Annotated in this window: 18 protein-coding genes, 1 tRNA gene, 1 pseudogene and 1 riboswitch; of the genes and pseudogenes, 17 read left to right on the plus strand and 3 right to left on the minus strand. The window is 38.4% G+C overall.

Annotated elements, in window-relative coordinates:
- Positions 1–116: 116 nt before the first annotated feature.
- The 6 genes from RQ973_RS06495 to RQ973_RS06520 all read left to right on the plus strand — a co-directional run bounded on the left by RQ973_RS06495 (position 117) and on the right by RQ973_RS06520 (position 6,554).
- Complete coding sequence (locus RQ973_RS06495) at positions 117–1,394, plus strand: ABC transporter permease (RefSeq protein WP_248035986.1); 1,278 nt, start codon at positions 117–119, stop codon at positions 1,392–1,394.
- A 13-nt stretch (positions 1,395–1,407) separates the two neighbouring features.
- Complete coding sequence (gene vex2 / locus RQ973_RS06500; RefSeq protein WP_248035985.1) at positions 1,408–2,055, plus strand: ABC transporter ATP-binding protein; 648 nt, start codon at positions 1,408–1,410, stop codon at positions 2,053–2,055.
- A gap of 47 nt (positions 2,056–2,102) precedes the next feature.
- Positions 2,103–3,482: an ABC transporter permease subunit Vex3 gene (gene vex3, locus RQ973_RS06505; protein WP_311523250.1), complete on the plus strand. Its 1,380-nt coding sequence runs from the start codon at positions 2,103–2,105 to the stop codon at positions 3,480–3,482.
- A 70-nt stretch (positions 3,483–3,552) separates the two neighbouring features.
- The gene (locus tag RQ973_RS06510; protein ID WP_311523252.1) at positions 3,553–4,209 is read left to right on the plus strand and encodes a response regulator transcription factor; all 657 of its coding nucleotides are present in this window, start codon (positions 3,553–3,555) and stop codon (positions 4,207–4,209) included.
- The gene (gene vncS, locus RQ973_RS06515; protein WP_311523254.1) at positions 4,206–5,528 is read left to right on the plus strand and encodes a sensor histidine kinase VncS; all 1,323 of its coding nucleotides are present in this window, start codon (positions 4,206–4,208) and stop codon (positions 5,526–5,528) included. The genes RQ973_RS06510 and vncS overlap by 4 nt, the downstream gene beginning before the upstream one ends.
- Positions 5,529–5,672: 144 nt before the next feature.
- Positions 5,673–6,554 carry a class II fructose-bisphosphate aldolase gene (locus tag RQ973_RS06520; protein ID WP_049528618.1) on the plus strand — a complete coding sequence of 294 codons (882 nt, stop codon included), beginning with the start codon at positions 5,673–5,675 and terminating at the stop codon, positions 6,552–6,554.
- A gap of 128 nt (positions 6,555–6,682) precedes the next feature.
- On the opposite strand, the gene RQ973_RS06525 is transcribed toward RQ973_RS06520, so the two are convergent.
- Positions 6,683–7,144: a helix-turn-helix transcriptional regulator gene (locus RQ973_RS06525; RefSeq protein ID WP_268718273.1), complete on the minus strand. Its 462-nt coding sequence runs from the start codon at positions 7,142–7,144 to the stop codon at positions 6,683–6,685.
- A gap of 440 nt (positions 7,145–7,584) precedes the next feature.
- Between RQ973_RS06525 and RQ973_RS06530 the strand changes: the two genes are divergently transcribed.
- The 7 genes from RQ973_RS06530 (at position 7,585) to RQ973_RS06560 (ending at position 11,686) form a co-directional block, all read left to right on the plus strand.
- Positions 7,585–7,929: a hypothetical protein gene (locus RQ973_RS06530; protein ID WP_125423419.1), complete on the plus strand. Its 345-nt coding sequence runs from the start codon at positions 7,585–7,587 to the stop codon at positions 7,927–7,929.
- 14 nt (positions 7,930–7,943) lie between these two features.
- Positions 7,944–8,150: a hypothetical protein gene (locus RQ973_RS06535; RefSeq protein WP_311523259.1), complete on the plus strand. Its 207-nt coding sequence runs from the start codon at positions 7,944–7,946 to the stop codon at positions 8,148–8,150.
- Positions 8,151–8,466: 316 nt separating this feature from the next.
- Positions 8,467–9,459: an ATP-binding cassette domain-containing protein gene (locus RQ973_RS06540; protein ID WP_311523261.1), complete on the plus strand. Its 993-nt coding sequence runs from the start codon at positions 8,467–8,469 to the stop codon at positions 9,457–9,459.
- Between the two features lies 1 nt (position 9,460).
- A complete protein-coding gene (locus RQ973_RS06545; protein ID WP_311523263.1) occupies positions 9,461–10,279 on the plus strand; it encodes an ABC-2 family transporter protein in 819 nt (272 codons plus the stop codon).
- 1 nt (position 10,280) lies between these two features.
- Positions 10,281–11,066 carry an ABC transporter permease gene (locus RQ973_RS06550; protein ID WP_311523266.1) on the plus strand — a complete coding sequence of 262 codons (786 nt, stop codon included), beginning with the start codon at positions 10,281–10,283 and terminating at the stop codon, positions 11,064–11,066.
- A 38-nt stretch (positions 11,067–11,104) separates the two neighbouring features.
- Complete coding sequence (locus RQ973_RS06555; RefSeq protein ID WP_311523275.1) at positions 11,105–11,566, plus strand: GNAT family N-acetyltransferase; 462 nt, start codon at positions 11,105–11,107, stop codon at positions 11,564–11,566.
- A gap of 47 nt (positions 11,567–11,613) precedes the next feature.
- Positions 11,614–11,686 (plus strand) — tRNA-Thr (locus RQ973_RS06560).
- Between the two features lie 170 nt (positions 11,687–11,856).
- On the opposite strand, the gene RQ973_RS06565 is transcribed toward RQ973_RS06560, so the two are convergent.
- On the minus strand, positions 11,857–12,156 hold the full coding sequence (locus RQ973_RS06565; RefSeq protein WP_311523277.1) for a hypothetical protein: 300 nt from the start codon (positions 12,154–12,156) through the stop codon (positions 11,857–11,859).
- Positions 12,157–12,159: 3 nt separating this feature from the next.
- Positions 12,160–12,343, minus strand: a pseudogene (locus RQ973_RS06570) (helix-turn-helix domain-containing protein); the annotation flags it as partial.
- 407 nt (positions 12,344–12,750) lie between these two features.
- Positions 12,751–12,839: riboswitch (glycine riboswitch) on the plus strand.
- A gap of 90 nt (positions 12,840–12,929) precedes the next feature.
- Here RQ973_RS06570 and RQ973_RS06575 point away from each other — a divergent pair.
- From RQ973_RS06575 to RQ973_RS06590, 4 genes are all read left to right on the plus strand, one after another.
- Positions 12,930–14,252, plus strand: coding sequence for a sodium:alanine symporter family protein (locus RQ973_RS06575; protein WP_311523268.1), 1,323 nt, complete (start codon positions 12,930–12,932; stop codon positions 14,250–14,252).
- Between the two features lie 432 nt (positions 14,253–14,684).
- Positions 14,685–15,863: a ryptide export MFS transporter gene (locus RQ973_RS06580; protein WP_311523270.1), complete on the plus strand. Its 1,179-nt coding sequence runs from the start codon at positions 14,685–14,687 to the stop codon at positions 15,861–15,863.
- Positions 15,864–16,087: 224 nt separating this feature from the next.
- On the plus strand, positions 16,088–16,636 hold the full coding sequence (locus RQ973_RS06585) for a carboxymuconolactone decarboxylase family protein (RefSeq protein ID WP_311523272.1): 549 nt from the start codon (positions 16,088–16,090) through the stop codon (positions 16,634–16,636).
- Between the two features lie 14 nt (positions 16,637–16,650).
- Complete coding sequence (locus RQ973_RS06590) at positions 16,651–17,715, plus strand: acyl-CoA dehydrogenase family protein (protein WP_311523273.1); 1,065 nt, start codon at positions 16,651–16,653, stop codon at positions 17,713–17,715.
- Positions 17,716–17,854: the final 139 nt, after the last annotated feature.

A 17,854-nucleotide genomic window follows, 5' to 3' on the forward strand; every position in this document is an offset into this window, starting at 1 on the left:
TCGGCTAGCTCTTTATTTTTATATAAACAAGGGCAAAGATTTTGCTCTTTTTTTTCGATTTCATAAACATTTCATATTTGAATATTATAATGGTTTTACAAATATGGAGGTGCTATATGAATCCCACTCAAAGAGCTTGGGCTTACGTCAGCAGAAAACGACTGAGAAGTCTCATTTTATTCTTGATTCTATTTGTCTTATTGGCTGGAATATCGGCTTGTCTGACGCTTATGAAGTCCAACAAAACAGTAGAAAATAATCTCTATCGCTCATTGAATACATCTTTTTCTATTAAAAGAATAGAAGCAGATCAGACCTTTCAACTGTCTCAACTAGATGACCTTAAAAAGATAAAGGGTCTTGAGGAGATTTCTCCAGAGCTTGAAACAATAGCTAAGTTGACTGACAAAGAAGTCGTCACTGGAGAGCAAAGTATCCAAAGGGATGATTTGACAGAGGCTGAAAAAAATCTTATCAGTTTGATTGCATTAGGAGACTCTTCCAAGGATGTTTCTTTTACAAGTTCTGCCTTTACCCTTAAAGAAGGAAGACACCTAGAAAAAGGAGATAGTCAGAAAATCTTAGTCCATGAAGAATTAGCTAAGAAGAATAACTTAAAACTTGGGGATAAGATTAGTTTAAATCCTGGTCAAGTTGAAGGAAGTAGTGGACAAAGGCTAGATTATGAAATCGTAGGTACTTTCTCAGGTCGGAAGCAAGAGAAATTTACCGGTCTCTCATCAGACTTTAGTGAAAACACGGTCTATACAGACTACGAAAGTAGCCAAACTCTTCTTGGAAATAAGGAAGCTCAAGTTACTGCCGCTCGTTTCTATCTAGAAAATCCAAAAGATATGGATAGTATCATTCAAGAGGTTGAAAAGTTATCTCTTGAAACGAAAGGTTATCAAGTCGAAAAGGGAAATAAGGCTTTTGAACAAATCAAGGATTCAGTTTCGACCTTCCAAACCTTCCTACAGATTTTCCTCTATGGCATTATGATTGCTGGGGTAGGAGCGCTGGTCTTGGTCTTGTCACTTTGGTTACGAGAGCGGGTCTACGAGGTTGGTATTTTATTGGCACTAGGTAAGGGAAAAGGAGCAATCTTTAGCCAATTCTGCCTAGAAGTTATCCTAGTTTCATTGGCATCTATTCTGCCGGCATTTGTGGCTGGGAATGCCATTACTTCCTATCTCTTGAAGACTGTACTAGCAAGTGGCGACCAAGCTGCACTACAAGATACTCTAGCAAAAGCAACGAGTCTTTCAACAAGTCTTCTATCATTTGGAGAATCTTATATCTTCCTACTTATCATTAGCTGCTTGTCAGTTGCACTTTGTTTCCTATTTTTATTTAGAAAATCACCGAAAGAAATTTTATCATCCATCAGTTAATAAAGGAGAAATTATGACTTTACTACAATTACAAGATCTTACTTATCGTTACAAGAACACTGCAGAAGCAGTCTTATATAAAATCAATTATGATTTTGAACCTGGCAAGTTTTATAGTATCATTGGTGAATCAGGAGCTGGGAAATCGACACTCTTATCTCTATTAGCAGGACTTGATAGCCCAGTCGAAGGTGCTATCTTATTCGAAGGCAAGGATATTCGTGAACAAGGATATTCTTATCACCGAATGCACCATATTTCTTTGGTTTTCCAAAACTATAACTTGATTGATTATCTTTCTCCATTGGAAAATATCCGCTTGGTTAATAAAAAAGCTGGCAAAGATACCCTTCTTGAACTTGGTTTAGATGAAAGTCAGATCAAGCGGAATGTTCTCCAATTATCAGGTGGACAGCAACAACGGGTTGCCATTGCTCGTAGTCTTGTATCTGAGGCGCCAGTGATTTTAGCAGATGAACCAACAGGAAACCTAGATCCTAAGACTGCTGGGGATATCATCGATTTGCTCAAATCTCTCGCTGAGAAAACAGGCAAGTGTGTGATCGTTGTGACCCACAGCAAGGAAGTAGCACAGGCGTCAGATATTACACTTGAATTGAAGGATAAGAAACTGACTGAAACAAGAAAAAATAGTAACTAAAACTTTTAAACATATTAAAAACTGAAGTAAATCTAGAAAGGAATCTTATGTTACACAACGCATTTGCCTATGTCACAAGAAAATTTTTTAAGTCTATTGTGATCTTTCTTATCATTCTCTTGATGGCTAGTTTGAGTTTGGTCGGCTTGTCTATCAAGGGTGCGACAGCCAAGGCTTCTCAAGAAACCTTTAAAAATATCACCAATAGTTTCTCCATGCAAATCAACCGTAGGGTCAACCAAGGAACTCCACGTGGTGCAGGGAATATAAAGGGTGAGGATATTAAAAAAATTACTGAAAATAAGGCCATCGAATCCTACATCAAACGTATCAACGCTATCGGTGATTTGACAGGCTATGAACTGATTGAGACACCTGAAACCAAGAAAAATCTAACGCCAGATCGAGCTCAACGTTTTGGAAGTAGCTTGATGATAACGGGTGTCAATGACTCTTCTAAAGAAGACAAGTTTGTATCAGGTTCTTACAAACTGGTCGAAGGTGAGCATTTAACAAACGACGACAAGTACCAGATTCTAATGCATAAAGACCTGGCAGAAAAGCATGGTTGGAAGGTGGGAGACAAGGTAACACTCAACTCCAATATCTACGATGCCGATAATGAACAAGGAGCAAAGGAAACAGTAGAAGTAACCATCAAAGGACTTTTTGATGGACATAACAAATCTGCTGTAACCTACTCACAAGAACTTTATGAGAATACAGCTATCACAGATATTCACACAGCTGCCCAGCTCTATGGTTATACAGAAGATACAGCTATCTATGGAGATGCTACCTTCTTTGTAGCTGGAGATAAGAACCTAGATAGTGTCATGCAAGAATTAGGATCTATCAACGGTATCAACTGGAAGATGTATAGCTTAATCAAGAGTTCATCAAACTATCCTGCTCTTGAACAATCTATCTCAGGCATGTACAAGATGGCTAATCTGCTCTTCTGGGGTAGTTTAGGCTTCTCAGTTCTCCTACTTGGTCTATTACTGACACTTTGGATTAATGCTCGTCGTAAAGAAGTGGGAATTCTCCTTTCAATTGGTCTTAAACAAGCAAGTATTCTAGGTCAATTTATTACAGAAGCGGTTATGATTGCAATTCCAGCTCTTATTTCAGCCTACTTCCTAGCCAACTATACAGCGCGTGCTATTGGAAATACAGTTCTTGCCAATGTCACATCAGATGTGGCCAAGCAGGCAAGTAAGGCTGCACAAGCTTCCAATCTCGGTGGTGGTGCAGAAGTTGACGGCTTTAGCAAGACACTTTCAAGTCTGGATATTTCCATTCAACCATCAGACTTTGCCATCATCTTTGTACTTGGCTTGGTTTTAGTAGTACTAGTTATGGCGCTTGCTTCAAGCAATCTTCTCTTTAAACAACCAAAAGAACTCTTGTTGGATAGTGAATAAAAAACCTGCTACCTATTCTCACTCAAATGAGATATAATATAGGTAGCATTTTTGATAGAAAAGGATTTATATGAAAATTCTAATTGTAGAAGATGAAGACATGATCCGTGAGGGAATTAGTGACTATTTGGCGGATTGTGGCTATGAAACCATTCAGGCAGCAGATGGCCTTGAGGCCTTAGAACAATTTTCCAATCACCAAGTTGCTCTGATTCTCCTAGATATTCAAATGCCTAAACTCAATGGTTTAGAGGTTTTGTCAGAAATCCGTAAAAGCAGCCAAGTTCCTGTCTTGATGTTGACAGCCTTTCAGGACGAAGAATATAAGATGAGTGCCTTTGCTGCATTAGCAGATGGTTATTTGGAAAAGCCTTTTTCTCTATCTTTGTTAAAAGTACGAGTGGATGCCATCTTTAAACGTTATTATGATACTGGTCGTAGCTTTACCTATAAGGATACCAAGGTCGATTTTGACAGTTATAGTGCCACAGTGGCTGATCAAGAAGTTGCAGTGAATGCAAAAGAATTAGAAATTTTAGACTATCTCGTTAAAAACGAAGGTCGTGCTTTGACTAGAGCTCAGATTATCGACGCTGTATGGAAATTGACAGATGAAGTACCTTTCGATCGTGTTATTGACGTTTACATCAAGGAACTACGGAAAAAATTAGATTTAGACTGTATTCTTACCGTGCGCAATGTTGGTTATAAATTGGAGAGAAAATGAGACGTTCAGGTTTATTTAAAAAAATTTTTATCTATACTTTCTCGGTATTTTCTACCTTGGTCATTTGTTTGCATTTGGCCATCTATTTCCTCTTTCCATCGACCTATCTCAGTCACCGTCAGGAAAGCATCGGGCAAAAGGCTACAGAAATTGCCCAGTCTCTCCAAGGCAAAGATAGTCAAGCTATTCAGGAAGTCCTTGAACTTTATTCTAAAAGCAGTGATATTAAGGGAGCTGTTAAGGGAGAGATGACTCAGGATAAGTTGGAAGTCAATGATAATCTTCCCATTGATAAAGAACGACAGACGGCTTCCTTGGTTATTGAGGAAAGAGAAGTTCAAACTAAGGATGGTCAGACCATGACCTTGCAATTCTTGGCTTCTATGGATTTGCAGAAAGAAGCAGAAGACATCAGTCTTCAATTTCTGCCTTATACTTTATTAGCGTCTTTTATCATTTCTCTCCTCATCGCCTTTATCTATGCTAGAACCATTGTTGCTCCTATTTTGGAAATCAAACGAGTGACTCGACGGATGATGGATTTGGATGCAGAAGTGAGGTTGCGCGTGGATTCTAAGGATGAAATTGGCGATCTCAAAGAACAAATCAACAGCCTTTATCAGCATCTCTTGACGGTCATTGCAGACTTGCATGAAAAGAACGAAGCCATCCTTCAACTAGAAAAGATGAAGGTTGAGTTTTTGCGAGGAGCTTCCCACGAACTGAAAACACCTCTAGCAAGTCTGAAGATTCTTCTGGAAAATATGCAAGCCAATATCGGACGTTATAAAGATAGAGACCATTACCTTGGAGTTTCTCTAGGAATTGTGGATGATTTAAGTCAGCACGTTCAGCAAATTCTATCCCTTTCTTCGGTACAGGAATTGCGAGATAAGAAGGAAGAAATCAACCTTCTAGATATGACCAATCTTCTATTGAAGGACTATGACTTATTAGCCAAAGAGAGAGAAATCTCTATCGAAAATCAACTGACTAACCAACAAACTTATCTAAATCCTTCTGTACTCAAGCTGATTCTTTCAAATCTGATCAGTAATGCGGTGAAGCATTCTATCCAAGGTGGCTATCTCAAAATCGGTGATAAGGATGGCTGGATATTTATTGAGAACAGTTGTACACTTGAGGAACAAGATAAATTTGAACAATCCTTTACGGCTTCTAGTCGACAAAGTAAGGGAGCTGGATTGGGACTCTTCGTAGTTAAAAGTTTATTAGAAAATGAAGAAATCGACTATCGTTTCGAAAGATATAACGACTACTTGGCATTTTACATGAACCTGCCTCAGAACAAGGATTAGACCAAGTGGGAAAAGGTTTACATATCTGAAAATAGAAGAAATTCAATCGAAACTACGGGAAAAACTAGCTTTTTTTGCTAAAAAGTGATAAAATGAACAATGTAAATGGGATGTCCCATAAAAATATACAGGAGGCCTGATAAAATGGCAATCGTTTCAGCAGAAAAATTTGTCCAAGCAGCTCGTGACAACGGTTATGCAGTTGGTGGATTTAACACAAACAATCTTGAGTGGACTCAAGCTATCTTGCGCGCAGCAGAAGCTAAACAAGCTCCAGTTTTGATCCAAACTTCAATGGGTGCTGCTAAATACATGGGTGGTTATAAAGTTGCTCGCAACTTGATCGCTAACCTTGTTGAATCAATGGGTATCACTGTACCAGTAGCTATCCACCTTGACCACGGTCACTACGAAGATGCACTTGAGTGTATTCAAGTTGGTTATACTTCAGTAATGTTTGACGGTTCACACCTTCCAGTTGAAGAAAACCTTGAAAAAGCTCGTAAAGTTGTAGAATTTGCTCACGCAAATGGTGTATCAGTAGAAGCTGAAGTTGGAACTATCGGTGGTGAAGAAGACGGAATCATCGGTGACGGTGAATTGGCTCCAATCGAAGATGCTAAAGCAATGGTTGCAACTGGTATCGACTTCTTGGCAGCTGGTATCGGTAACATCCACGGTCCTTACCCAGCAAACTGGAAAGGTCTTCACCTTGATCACTTGCAAAAATTGACTGAAGCTGTACCAGGATTCCCAATCGTATTGCACGGTGGATCAGGTATTCCTGATGACCAAATCCAAGCAGCTATCAAACTTGGTGTTGCTAAAGTTAACGTTAACACTGAATGCCAAATCGCATTCGCTAACGCAACTCGTAAATTTGCTCGTGACTACGAAGCAAACGAAGCAGAATACGACAAGAAAAAACTCTTCGACCCACGTAAATTCTTGGCTGACGGTGTCAAAGCTATCCAAGCATCAGTTGAAGAACGTATCGACGTATTCGGTTCAGAAGGTAAAGCTTAATCTAGCTGAACAATACAAAATGAAACCCGCCTGTGAAGGTGGGTTTTTGTGTTTGGACAGTAAATATTGTAATACAAAAAAATAAGCGAAAAACGATTAGATGATTGTTCGTTTTTTGCTTATTTTTTTTATTTCTTGTCTTTTGAGTTCATTAAGGCTGCAACAACTGTTGCCCCAATAATTGGTGCAAGTGAACCAATGATTCTAGAAGCATTTTTAACAGTAGAGGTAGTTGCAATTAACGAAGATGCTTCACTAATTTGTTCAAAATCTACTGATTTATTCTCAGACACCGCATATTTTTCTGATTCATCAAAAAAATTTAGCAACAACTCTGCTCTATCAGCTCTGTCTTGATCTGTCGTTTTTAAATTTTCAATTTCAAAATCTATTACGGTACGTAATGCAATATAATGGAGTTTAGTTAATCTACTTTTTTGAGTTTCAAGATTTCTGATGGTTTGTTTAGTAACTCCTATAAGATTGCTGAGATCTGAACTTGTCCAATTCAAAATCTCTCGAATAGCTTTTAAGTTATTTTGTAGAATTGCTCTTGTATCTTCTGTTGATGGATATTTTTCTTTTAACATATCTTCTTACCTATAATTTTCTATTTCTATTATAACAAAAATAAAATATAATTTAAATAGTTGTCTACGGTAAAATATTTTCCGAAGACAAAAATAAAACATTTGAACAAAATTCTTGACAAGATAAAAATATTGTACTATACTATGCTTATCTAAATAAGAGGAGTGTTTTTATGGATATTCAATTGGCGTTTATCTTATTGTTAATTTCTTTGTGTTTCTTTCTATTGGTTAGAAAGAACATAATTACTAAAAAGTTTACGGACTTTTTGATAAACAATAAAGGACCAGAAATAGATTTCATAGAATCTGGAGACTTAAGTGTCTTAGAATGTGCAAAAATACTGAACAAAAAATATAGAATTGGAATAGTTAATGCATATATAATTGTTTGTTCAATTAAAGCAAGTTAATTTTATATAAAGTAAAGGAGTGTTACAATGGATGAACTTGTAAAAAAAATAGCAGCTTTTGGTTTACCTGGTGTAGTACTAATGATAGCAATGAGTGCGACAGGATTAGCAGGTGGGGCAGCATTGACAGCAGCTTTAGCTGCACTTGGACCTTTTGGAATGATAGGAGGAATAGTTCTTTTAGCAACTATTGGTTTATTAGCCGATAAGATAGCGGAGTTAGGTTATGAAGAAGTTACAAAGCTTGTTCTTAAAGAACATCTTAAAACATCTTCTAAGGAAGAAGCTATTGAATTGGTTAAAAAATATCCTATTACAAAATCGATGAAATTAAAAATTATTGACTACATTGAAAATTTTAATGAAAACTAAAAAGAGGTAATATTATGCCAAAACTATACGAGTGTAGAGAGTGCTTACAACAGTTTACAAAAAAGGATATTGATTGGGAAGCTAGTGATGAAAGGTATGAAGATTACTACTGTCATGACTGTTCAAGATTTCTAGAACAATGTGGTATTGATGCGATGGATCCTGATGGATTTGGATATGATGAGTATGGCAATTGGGATCAAGAACGTTTAGGTTTTTAAATTTTTGTGTGCTTTGACTTACTGAATTGGATATATTTTTTATTTTAGCAAAGAAAACTGCCCATTCTGGCAGTTTTTTTTGGTATTTTAAGGAGACTATCAAACCAGAATTTTGAATTTTAAATACCATTTTAAGAGAGAAATTTTCAATTTCACAATCTATAGGCAAACGCTTGCATTCCGTTTTTTATTGGACTATAATAGGTTGGTATAAAGCCTTCTGTAAGAATAAAACGTAAAAGGTTTAGAAAGTAAGGATTTAGATTACTTGTATTGGAAAATACGATTTTCTATTCCTTATCATAGGGAGATAGATATGGCTATGATAGAAGTGGAACACCTTCAGAAAAATTTTGTGAAGACTGTTAAGGAACCAGGTTTGAAGGGGGCTTTACGATCCTTTATTCATCCTGAAAAGCAGACTTTTGAAGCGGTCAAGGATTTGACCTTTGAGGTGCCAAAAGGACAAATTTTAGGCTTTATTGGTGCTAATGGTGCTGGAAAGTCGACAACCATCAAAATGCTGACAGGGATTTTGAAACCGACATCTGGTTTTTGTCGGATTAATGGCAAAATTCCGCAGGATAATCGCCAAGATTATGTCAAGGATATTGGGGTTGTCTTTGGACAACGAACTCAGTTATGGTGGGATTTGGCTCTACAAGAGACCTACACGGTTTTAAAAGAAATTTACGATGTGCCAGACTCACTCTTCCATAAGCGCATGGATTTTTTGAATGAAGTTTTGGATTTGAAGGAATTTATCAAGGATCCTGTGCGGACTCTTTCACTGGGTCAACGGATGCGGGCGGACATTGCGGCTTCCTTGCTCCACAATCCTAAGGTTCTCTTTTTAGATGAGCCGACCATTGGGTTGGACGTTTCGGTCAAAGACAACATTCGTCGCGCCATTACTCAGATCAATCAAGAGGAAGAAACCACCATTCTTTTAACCACTCACGACCTGAGTGATATTGAGCAACTTTGTGATCGGATTTTCATGATTGACAAGGGGCAGGAGATTTTTGATGGAACAGTTAGTCAGCTCAAGGAGACCTTTGGTAAGATGAAGATTCTTTCCTTTGAACTGCTACCAGGTCAAAGTCATCTCGTCTCTCACTTTGAATGCTTGCCTGATATGACCATTGATAGACAAGGAAATAGCCTGACCATTGAATTTGATAGTTCCCGCTACCAGTCAACTGATATTATCAAGCAAACCTTGTCTGATTTTGAAATCCGTGATTTGAAGATGGTTGATACAGATATTGAGGATATTATTCGTCGCTTCTACCGAAAGGAGCTCTAAGATGGTCAAATTGTGGAGACGTTATAAACCCTTTATCAATGCAGGGATTCAGGAGTTGATTAGCTATCGAGTCAACTTTATTCTTTATCGGATCGGCGATGTCATGGGTGCTTTTGTGGCCTTTTATCTCTGGAAGGCTGTCTTTGATTCCTCGCAGGAGTCCTTGATTCAGGGCTTCAGCATGGCAGATATCACCCTCTACATTATCATGAGTTTTGTGACTAATCTGTTGACCAAGTCAGATAGCTCTTTTATGATTGGGGAGGAGGTCAAGGATGGTTCCATTATCATGCGCTTGTTGCGACCAGTACATTTTGCGGCATCTTACCTTTTTACAGAGCTTGGTTCCAAGTGGTTGATTTTTATCTCTGTTGGACTGCCATTTTTAAGTGTCATTGTCTTGATGAAAATCTTGTCTGGGCAAGGGATTGTAGAAGTGCTGGGCTTAACAGTCCTCTATCTGTTTAGCTTAACGCTGGCCTATCTGATTAACTTTTTCTTTAATATCTGTTTTGGTTTTTCAGCCTTTGTTTTTAAAAATCTTTGGGGTTCCAATCTACTCAAGACTTCCATAGTGGCCTTTATGTCTGGGAGTTTGATTCCCTTGGCTTTCTTTCCCAAGGTTGTTTCAGATATTCTCTCCTTCCTGCCATTTTCATCCTTAATTTACACTCCGGTCATGATCATTGTTGGGAAATACGATACCAGTCAGATTCTTCAAGCACTTTTGCTTCAGCTTTTCTGGCTTATAGTGATGGTGGGTTTGTCTCAGTTGATTTGGAAACGAGTTCAGTCCTTTATTACCATTCAGGGAGGTTAGTATGAAAAAATATCAACGCATGCATCTGATTTTTATCAGACAATACATCAAACAAATCATGGAATACAAGGTGGATTTTGTGGTTGGTGTCCTAGGAGTTTTTCTGACTCAAGGCTTGAACCTCTTGTTTCTCAATGTCATTTTTCAACATATCCCATCCCTAGAAGGTTGGACTTTTCAAGAAATTGCTTTCATCTATGGATTTTCCTTGATTCCCAAGGGACTGGACCATCTCTTTTTTGATAATCTCTGGGCGCTAGGTCAACGCTTGGTGCGAAAAGGCGAGTTTGACAAGTATCTGACTCGTCCTATCAATCCTCTCTTTCACATCCTAGTTGAAACCTTTCAGATTGATGCCTTGGGCGAACTCTTGGTTGGTGGAATTTTACTGGGAACAACAGTGACCAGCATTGCTTGGACGCTTCCAAAATTCCTGCTTTTCCTAGTTTGTATTCCTTTTGCGACCTTGATTTATACTTCCTTGAAAATCGCGACAGCTAGTATTGCTTTTTGGACCAAGCAGTCAGGCGCCATGATTTACATTTTCTATATGTTTAATGATTTTGCCAAATACCCGATTTCTATATACAATTCACTTCTTCGTTGGTTGATCAGTTTTATCGTGCCTTTTGCCTTTACGGCTTACTACCCTTCCAGCTATTTCTTGCAGGATAAAGATGGACTCTTTAATATTGGTGGTTTGATTCTGATTTCTCTTATCTTCTTTGGAATCTCTCTAAAACTCTGGGATAGGGGCTTAGATGCCTATGAAAGTGCGGGTTCTTAATAGCAAAAATTGGACTAAAATCATGAAAGGATTTTATGATGTTTGTAATTGAAGAAGTGAAAGATGTTAATCAAAAAATGGCAGTTGTCGCTGAGGTTTTAAAGGATTTGCCAGAATGGTTTGGAATTCCAGAAAGTACGCAAGCCTATATCGAAGGAGCCAAGGACTTGAAAGTCTGGGCTACCTATCAGGAGAGTGATTTGACTGGCTTTGTAAGCTTGTCCTATTCTAGTGAAGATTGTGCAGAGATTGACTGTCTCGGAGTCAAAAAAGCTTATCAAGGCAAAGGAATTGGTAGTCAGTTACTTGCTACTTTAGAAAGTGAAGCCAGTAAAAATGTTGATTTTTTGCAGGTGAAAACAGTGGCACAAGGCTCTAATAAAGATTATGACCGAACAAATGTCTTTTATCGCAGTCTTGGCTTTAAAAAATTAGAGATTTTTCCACAACTGTGGGGACCCCAAAATCCTTGTCAGATTTTGATTAAAAAGATAGGTTAAGAATCCCTTGACATCCGTCCTTATAGTGCTATACTATAAGTGGAATCGCCGATTTAGCTCAGTTGGTAGAGCACCGCATTCGTAACGCGAAGGTCACAGGTTCAAGCCCTGCAATCGGCATTTTAGAAATGTAAAGAAAGACAAAGAAAATTCAAAATGTTTATTTAAAGGCTATTATCACAAGTTGATTGTTAAAAATAATTTAGTATTTTATTTGAAAAAAACAGTAAAAAGCGCAAAAAAATCACTTCCTGTGCTACACTGTAATTGAAAATTTTTTATTTTGGGCGTTAGAACTGTTTCCTCAGTCCTAGCGCCTTTTCTGTTTGATAAGTCTGTTTGGTGGAGAGTAGTTTGTAAATGATTCTGAGAATCTTATGTGCGCAAGCAATGATGGCTTTCATCTTGCTTCCTCTTTGGGAAATTCGATTGTAAAAAGAAGAAAAAGCTGGATCCTTAGAATGTGCTGCAATCAATCCCGACATAGTCAAAGCTTGCTTGATATATCGATTTCCTTGCGTGATGTGTGAGGATTTTTTAATGCCAGCACTTTCATAAGACTGTTGAGCATAGTCGGCAGAATAAACCATTTAGAAGCGCCCTATTCCAACACATTGTAGGACTGTCCCACGCTTGATTTCAGTATGGATAGTTTGAGGAGTTTTTCCAAGTAGAGGGGCAATTTCTCTATTTGATTTCCCTTTTTTTCCATAGTTCGATTAACCGACGGCTATCGATTGTCAAATGTTTGGCTTTTGTAGTATAATGGCTTTGAATCTCTGTGCCTTTCTTGTGTTTGTGGTTGAACAACAAGTATAATACAGAGCTGTTTTCTTATGCCTATAAGAGATTTCATGTGACAAGAGGAGCCCCTGAAGCTGTTTTGTCAGCTAAAGCAAGGCTAGTCTTAGCCTTGGACACCAGTCTAACATCATCAAGCCTCTTATCAAATGAAATCGAGTACTAGCTATAAGTTAGTTGAAGCATCTAATTTTTAGGAGGGCTGGATGGCTAACTTCATTATAGAACTTTCAGTAAAGCAAAAATCATAAAAAGTATAATAAAATTTTCTGAAAATAATTGACAAGAGCTAAATTTTCTTGTAAAATAAGAAAAAATTAAATACAACACCGAATGAAGTTTAATAGAAGTGGAAAATCGTTTGATTTTTCATGACTGTAAATGGACGGAACTCTGGAGAGACCGTAAAGGCACCGAAGGGGCAAGGCAGGCAACTGCTCAAACTCTCAGGTAAAAGGACAGAGCAATGATAGAGCGCTTTTTGGCATTTATCGATGCATTCCAGAGTACATGTTTTTAACATGTGCTCTTTCTTTTGGGGTTGAATAGATAGGAGAATGGTATGTTAAATTTGCTAAAAGAGCTGGATGCTCTGGTATGGGGTCCACCCCTTTTGATTTTATTGGTTGGTACAGGGATTTATTTGACTCTTCGTTTAGGGCTTTTACAAATCCTGCGTCTCCCTAAGGCCTTCCAGCTTATTTTCACCAAGGATAAGGGGTATGGAGATGTGTCGAGCTTTGCTGCCTTGTGTACAGCCCTAGCAGCAACTGTTGGTACAGGAAATATCATCGGGGTCGCAACGGCTATCAAGTTTGGAGGACCAGGGGCTCTTTTTTGGATGTGGGTGGCTGCTTTCTTTGGAATGGCAACCAAGTATGCAGAAGGACTACTTGCTATCAAATATCGAACCAAGGATGATCATGGTGCGGTAGCAGGAGGACCGATGCATTATATCCTTCTAGGGATGGGCGAAAAATGGCGCCCTCTTGCAATCTTCTTTGCTGTAGCTGGAGTACTAGTTGCACTTTTAGGGATTGGTACTTTTACCCAGGTGAATTCCATTACAGAATCCGTGCAAAATACGGCTAGTATTGATCCGACAATTACTGCACTTGTTTTATCTATTTTCGTAGGTATCGCAGTCTTTGGTGGGCTCAAGTCCATTTCTAAGGTTTCAACCACCGTTGTTCCCTTTATGGCTATTGTCTATATCTTGGGAACCTTGACAGTCATTTTCTTTAATATCGAGAAAATCCCTGAAACTCTGGCCTTGGTCTTTACATCGGCTTTTAGTCCAGTGGCTGCAGTAGGAGGCTTTGCAGGAGCCAGTATCCGAACTGCTATTCAAAATGGTGTGGCGCGTGGTGTCTTCTCAAATGAGTCTGGCTTGGGTTCAGCTCCCATTGCGGCTGCGGCAGCTAAGACCAACGAACCGGTGGAGCAAGGTTTGATTTCCATGACAGGAACCTTTATTGATACCTTGATTATCTGTACATTGACTGGTTTGACAATCTTGGTGACTGGGGTTTGGAATGGTAATTTAGATGGTGTTGCTCTAACTCAGTCAGCTTTTTCTACAGTATTTTCTTTCTTTGGACCTGCTCTTCTAACAATCTTCTTGGTACTCTTTGCCTTTACTACGATTTTGGGATGGAACTATTACGGAGAGCGTTGTTTTGAGTTTCTCTTTGGCGTTCGCTTTATCTGGCTTTATCGTGTGGTCTTTGTACTCATGGTTTTACTAGGAGGATTCATCGAGTTGGATATGGTCTGGGTCATTGCGGATATCGTCAATGCCCTCATGGCTCTACCAAACTTGATTGCACTCTTAGCCTTATCACCAGTCGTTATCGCTGAGACGAAGAAGTATTTTGATAAATAATGTAAGATTGATATTCCCATTTATAGATAAGACTAGCATCTGTTTGTGAGATGCTAGTTTTTTCACTACTAGGGTTAGTCTTTTATTTTATACTCAATGAAAATCAAAGAGCAAACTAGCCGCAGGTTGCTCAAAGCACTGCTTTGAGGTTGTAGATAGAACTGACGAAATCAGCTCAAAGCACTGCTTTGAGGTTGTAGATGGAACTGACGTAGTCAGTATCCTACACATACGGCAAGGCGACGTTGACGCGGTTTGAAGAGATTTTCGAAGAGTATTATGTCATAAGATGAATGGAATTCAAGAGTACTTCTTTTATGATATTCTTTATTTGAACTTTTATTTATTGTATAATAGTCAGCATAAATCTGTTTTTGTTCTGATATGTCTTGTTTCATCTATGTGAGAAAGAAAAATAAACTGGAGGTGTTTATGTCAAAAGATATTCGAAAATTAGTGACTTCACAGGGAATAGCGAATCTAGCAGATGTCTTTTTTAGAGTCATTGTGATTGCAAATGTGTTTGTCTTATCTGGTTCGGTCATTTCAACCTCCCTAGTACCAATTCTGATTGGACTATCCTCCTTTTTAGCTAGTTTCTTAGTTCCATTAGTAACGAAGAGATTAGCTTTAAATCGTGTTCTTTTCTTGACTCAATTGGGTAAGACGATTCTGCTAGCGATTTTGGTTTTTCTACTCAAGCAATCTGAAACTATTTCCCTCCCTCTTTTATATGCTATTGTTACCTTAATCTCCGTTTTGGATGGTTTTGCAGCGCCCGTTTCCTATGCGATTGTTCCACGCTATGCAAGTGATTTAGCTAAAGCGAACGCAGCTATTTCTATGAGTGGTGAAAGTGTACAGCTAGTAGGTTGGGGCTTAGGAGGTTTCTTATTTGCGAGTCTGGGAATGAATCCTAGTCTGCTCATTGTGTTAGTTTTGTTTACAATTTCGACGATTTTGATGTTTGGTTTGCCACTAGTCGAAAAAGAAGAGTTGTCCTCTGAAACGAATGTTGAGACGTTAACAAAAGGTTGGCGATTGGTGGCTAAAGAATCAAGATTACGCTTTATTGTCCAAGCCAATCTTTTAGAAATTTTAGCTAATGCTATCTGGGTATCTTCTGTTTTACTTGTTTTTGTGACTGAGATTTTACATCGGTCAGAAAGCTATTGGGGCTACGTCAATACATCCTATTCCTTGGGGATTATCTTGGGAGGTGCTATTGTCTTCCGTTTAGCAGAGAAAGTTGTTACCTATAAATATCAAACTATGACCTTTTCTTTGTTAGCGACAGCACTAGTAACTCTGTTGATAGTGTTATTTCCAAATCCATCTGCTTTTCTATTCCTATCTCTAGTAATTGGTTTTCTATCTCAGATTAAGGAAGTCCCTGAGAGCGTATTTTTACAGGAATCGGTTGATGAGAAGGAACTTGTGAATGTTTACTCCGTTATCGAAGTTGTCTCTACATTGGCCTTTTCTGCTTCTGTTTTTCTAATGAGTTCTATCACAGAATATTTTGGAGTATTTACTGGCTTTGTCTTGGCTATCTTCTGCTTACTAGTAGAGTCCATCTTGGTTTTAAGAAACAAGCATCAGATAAATTAACAGTATGATCACACATCTGGTGTGATTTTTTTGTTTTCATAAAAATTTTTTATCAGTGCAATTTAAAATATATATTATGCAAGGTATAGATTCTGTGTTAGACTTATTGTCAACGAAAAGCTAATGAGTCATCAATCAAGGCAAGGATTTGTTCAATAGGCTGATGAGATTTCGTAAGATTTTCGCAGAAACTATTTAATTACAAAACGAAAAGAGGTCCCCTTATGACAACATTTACTATCCACACAGTAGAATCAGCACCAGCAGAAGTGAAAGAAGTTCTTGAAACGGTACAAAAGGACAACAATGGTTATATCCCAAATCTTATCGGTCTTTTGGCCAATGCCCCTACAGCCCTAGAGGCTTATCGCACTGTTGGAGCTATTAACCGTCGCAATAGTCTAACACCTGTAGAACGAGAAGTGGTGCAAATCACTGCAGCTGTAACCAACGGTTGTGCCTTCTGCGTCGCTGGCCATACAGCCTTTTCTATCAAGCAAATCCAGATGAACAATGACCTACTTCAAGCCCTTCGCAATCGTACTCCAATCGAAAGCGATCCTAAGCTGGATACCCTAGCTAAGTTTACCTTGGCAGTTATCAATACCAAAGGGCGCGTAGGAGATGAAGCTCTTGGAGAATTTCTTGAAGCAGGCTATACGCAAGAAAATGCCTTGGATGTTGTTCTCGGTGTCAGTCTAGCAAGTCTTTGTAACTATGCCAACAACCTAGCTAACACACCGATTAATCCAGAATTACAACCTTATGCATAAGAGGAGGGCAGAGTATGGGATTTTTTTCAGAAGAATTTTTAAGTTGGTTAGACCAGCACGCCGATGAAATTGACAAAAAATCATGTCAAGCTGGAGAAGAGCTGATTGAGAAAATTGCTGCAGAAGGTGCCTTTCGTGTAGGAGTACCAAAAGTTCTTGGAGGGCTAGGTGGAAGTGATCAAGATGTTATCGATATCCTTGCAGAACTCGCTCAACATTCCTTAACAGCTTCCTTTATCTCATGGGGGCAACGAACTTTAATAGACAATATTCTGCATACTGATAATGCTTATTTCAAAGAAGTTTACTTGGAAAAACTCTTATCAGGAGAATATGCAGGTGCTACGGCCTTATCTAATGCAGTCAAGTATCTATCTGACTTAGAGGAACTAAATGTTCGAATCCTTGAAGAAAATGGGAATTATTACCTAAAAGGACGACTTCCTTGGGTGACCAATGTTCGTAGGGATCGCTTCCTCACTATTTTTGTAGCAGGATTTGCAGATGATCCGAGTAAAAGTTACGTAGTAGCTGTACCATCGGACGCAGAAAACTTTAGTCGTTCCGAAGATTTGGAATTTGTTTCTCTCCAAGGAGGAAATACAGCAGCTCTGACTTTTAACAAGGTATCTTTAAAGGAAGAGTGGATTCTATCGAGGGATGCCCATCAATTTTTAGCGCAAAATCGTCCAGCCTTTTTAGGCTACCAATTTGGCCTAGCCTTTGGTTTGGCTGAACGTTCACTCTCAGAAGTCGAAAAAGAATTGGGGAAACGAGGTGTCTTGAAGGAAGAATGGCAGCATCAGGTCGAACAGTTAGATGATATTCGACATTCTCTCTATCAAGGACTATCTGAAGAGTCCTATTTCGTTAGAAATCCGCGTGAGCTATTCCAGTTACGAATTGATATTGTTGATATTGTTGCTCAAAGTCTCTTGTTAGAACTACAAGCTGGTGGCGGTAGAGGATATTTTAGTAAATCGACATCCGGTTTCATACGTCGTTGGAATGAAGGTGCCTTTTTACCAATTGTTTCTCCTAGTGCAGTGCAATTGCGACATATTCTAGCGACAAACTAACAATAAAGAAAATAAAAACGAGGTTTATCTTTTTAAACTTCGTTTTTTATCCTTCATTTAAGCGCTTTTATGCTATACTGATAATATAGTCACTTAGTTTATAAAATACATGTTATAATAAAGCCATGGCATATAGTAC

The sequence above is a fragment of the uncultured Streptococcus sp. genome, from assembly GCF_963511325.1.
Lineage (GTDB): Bacteria > Bacillota > Bacilli > Lactobacillales > Streptococcaceae > Streptococcus.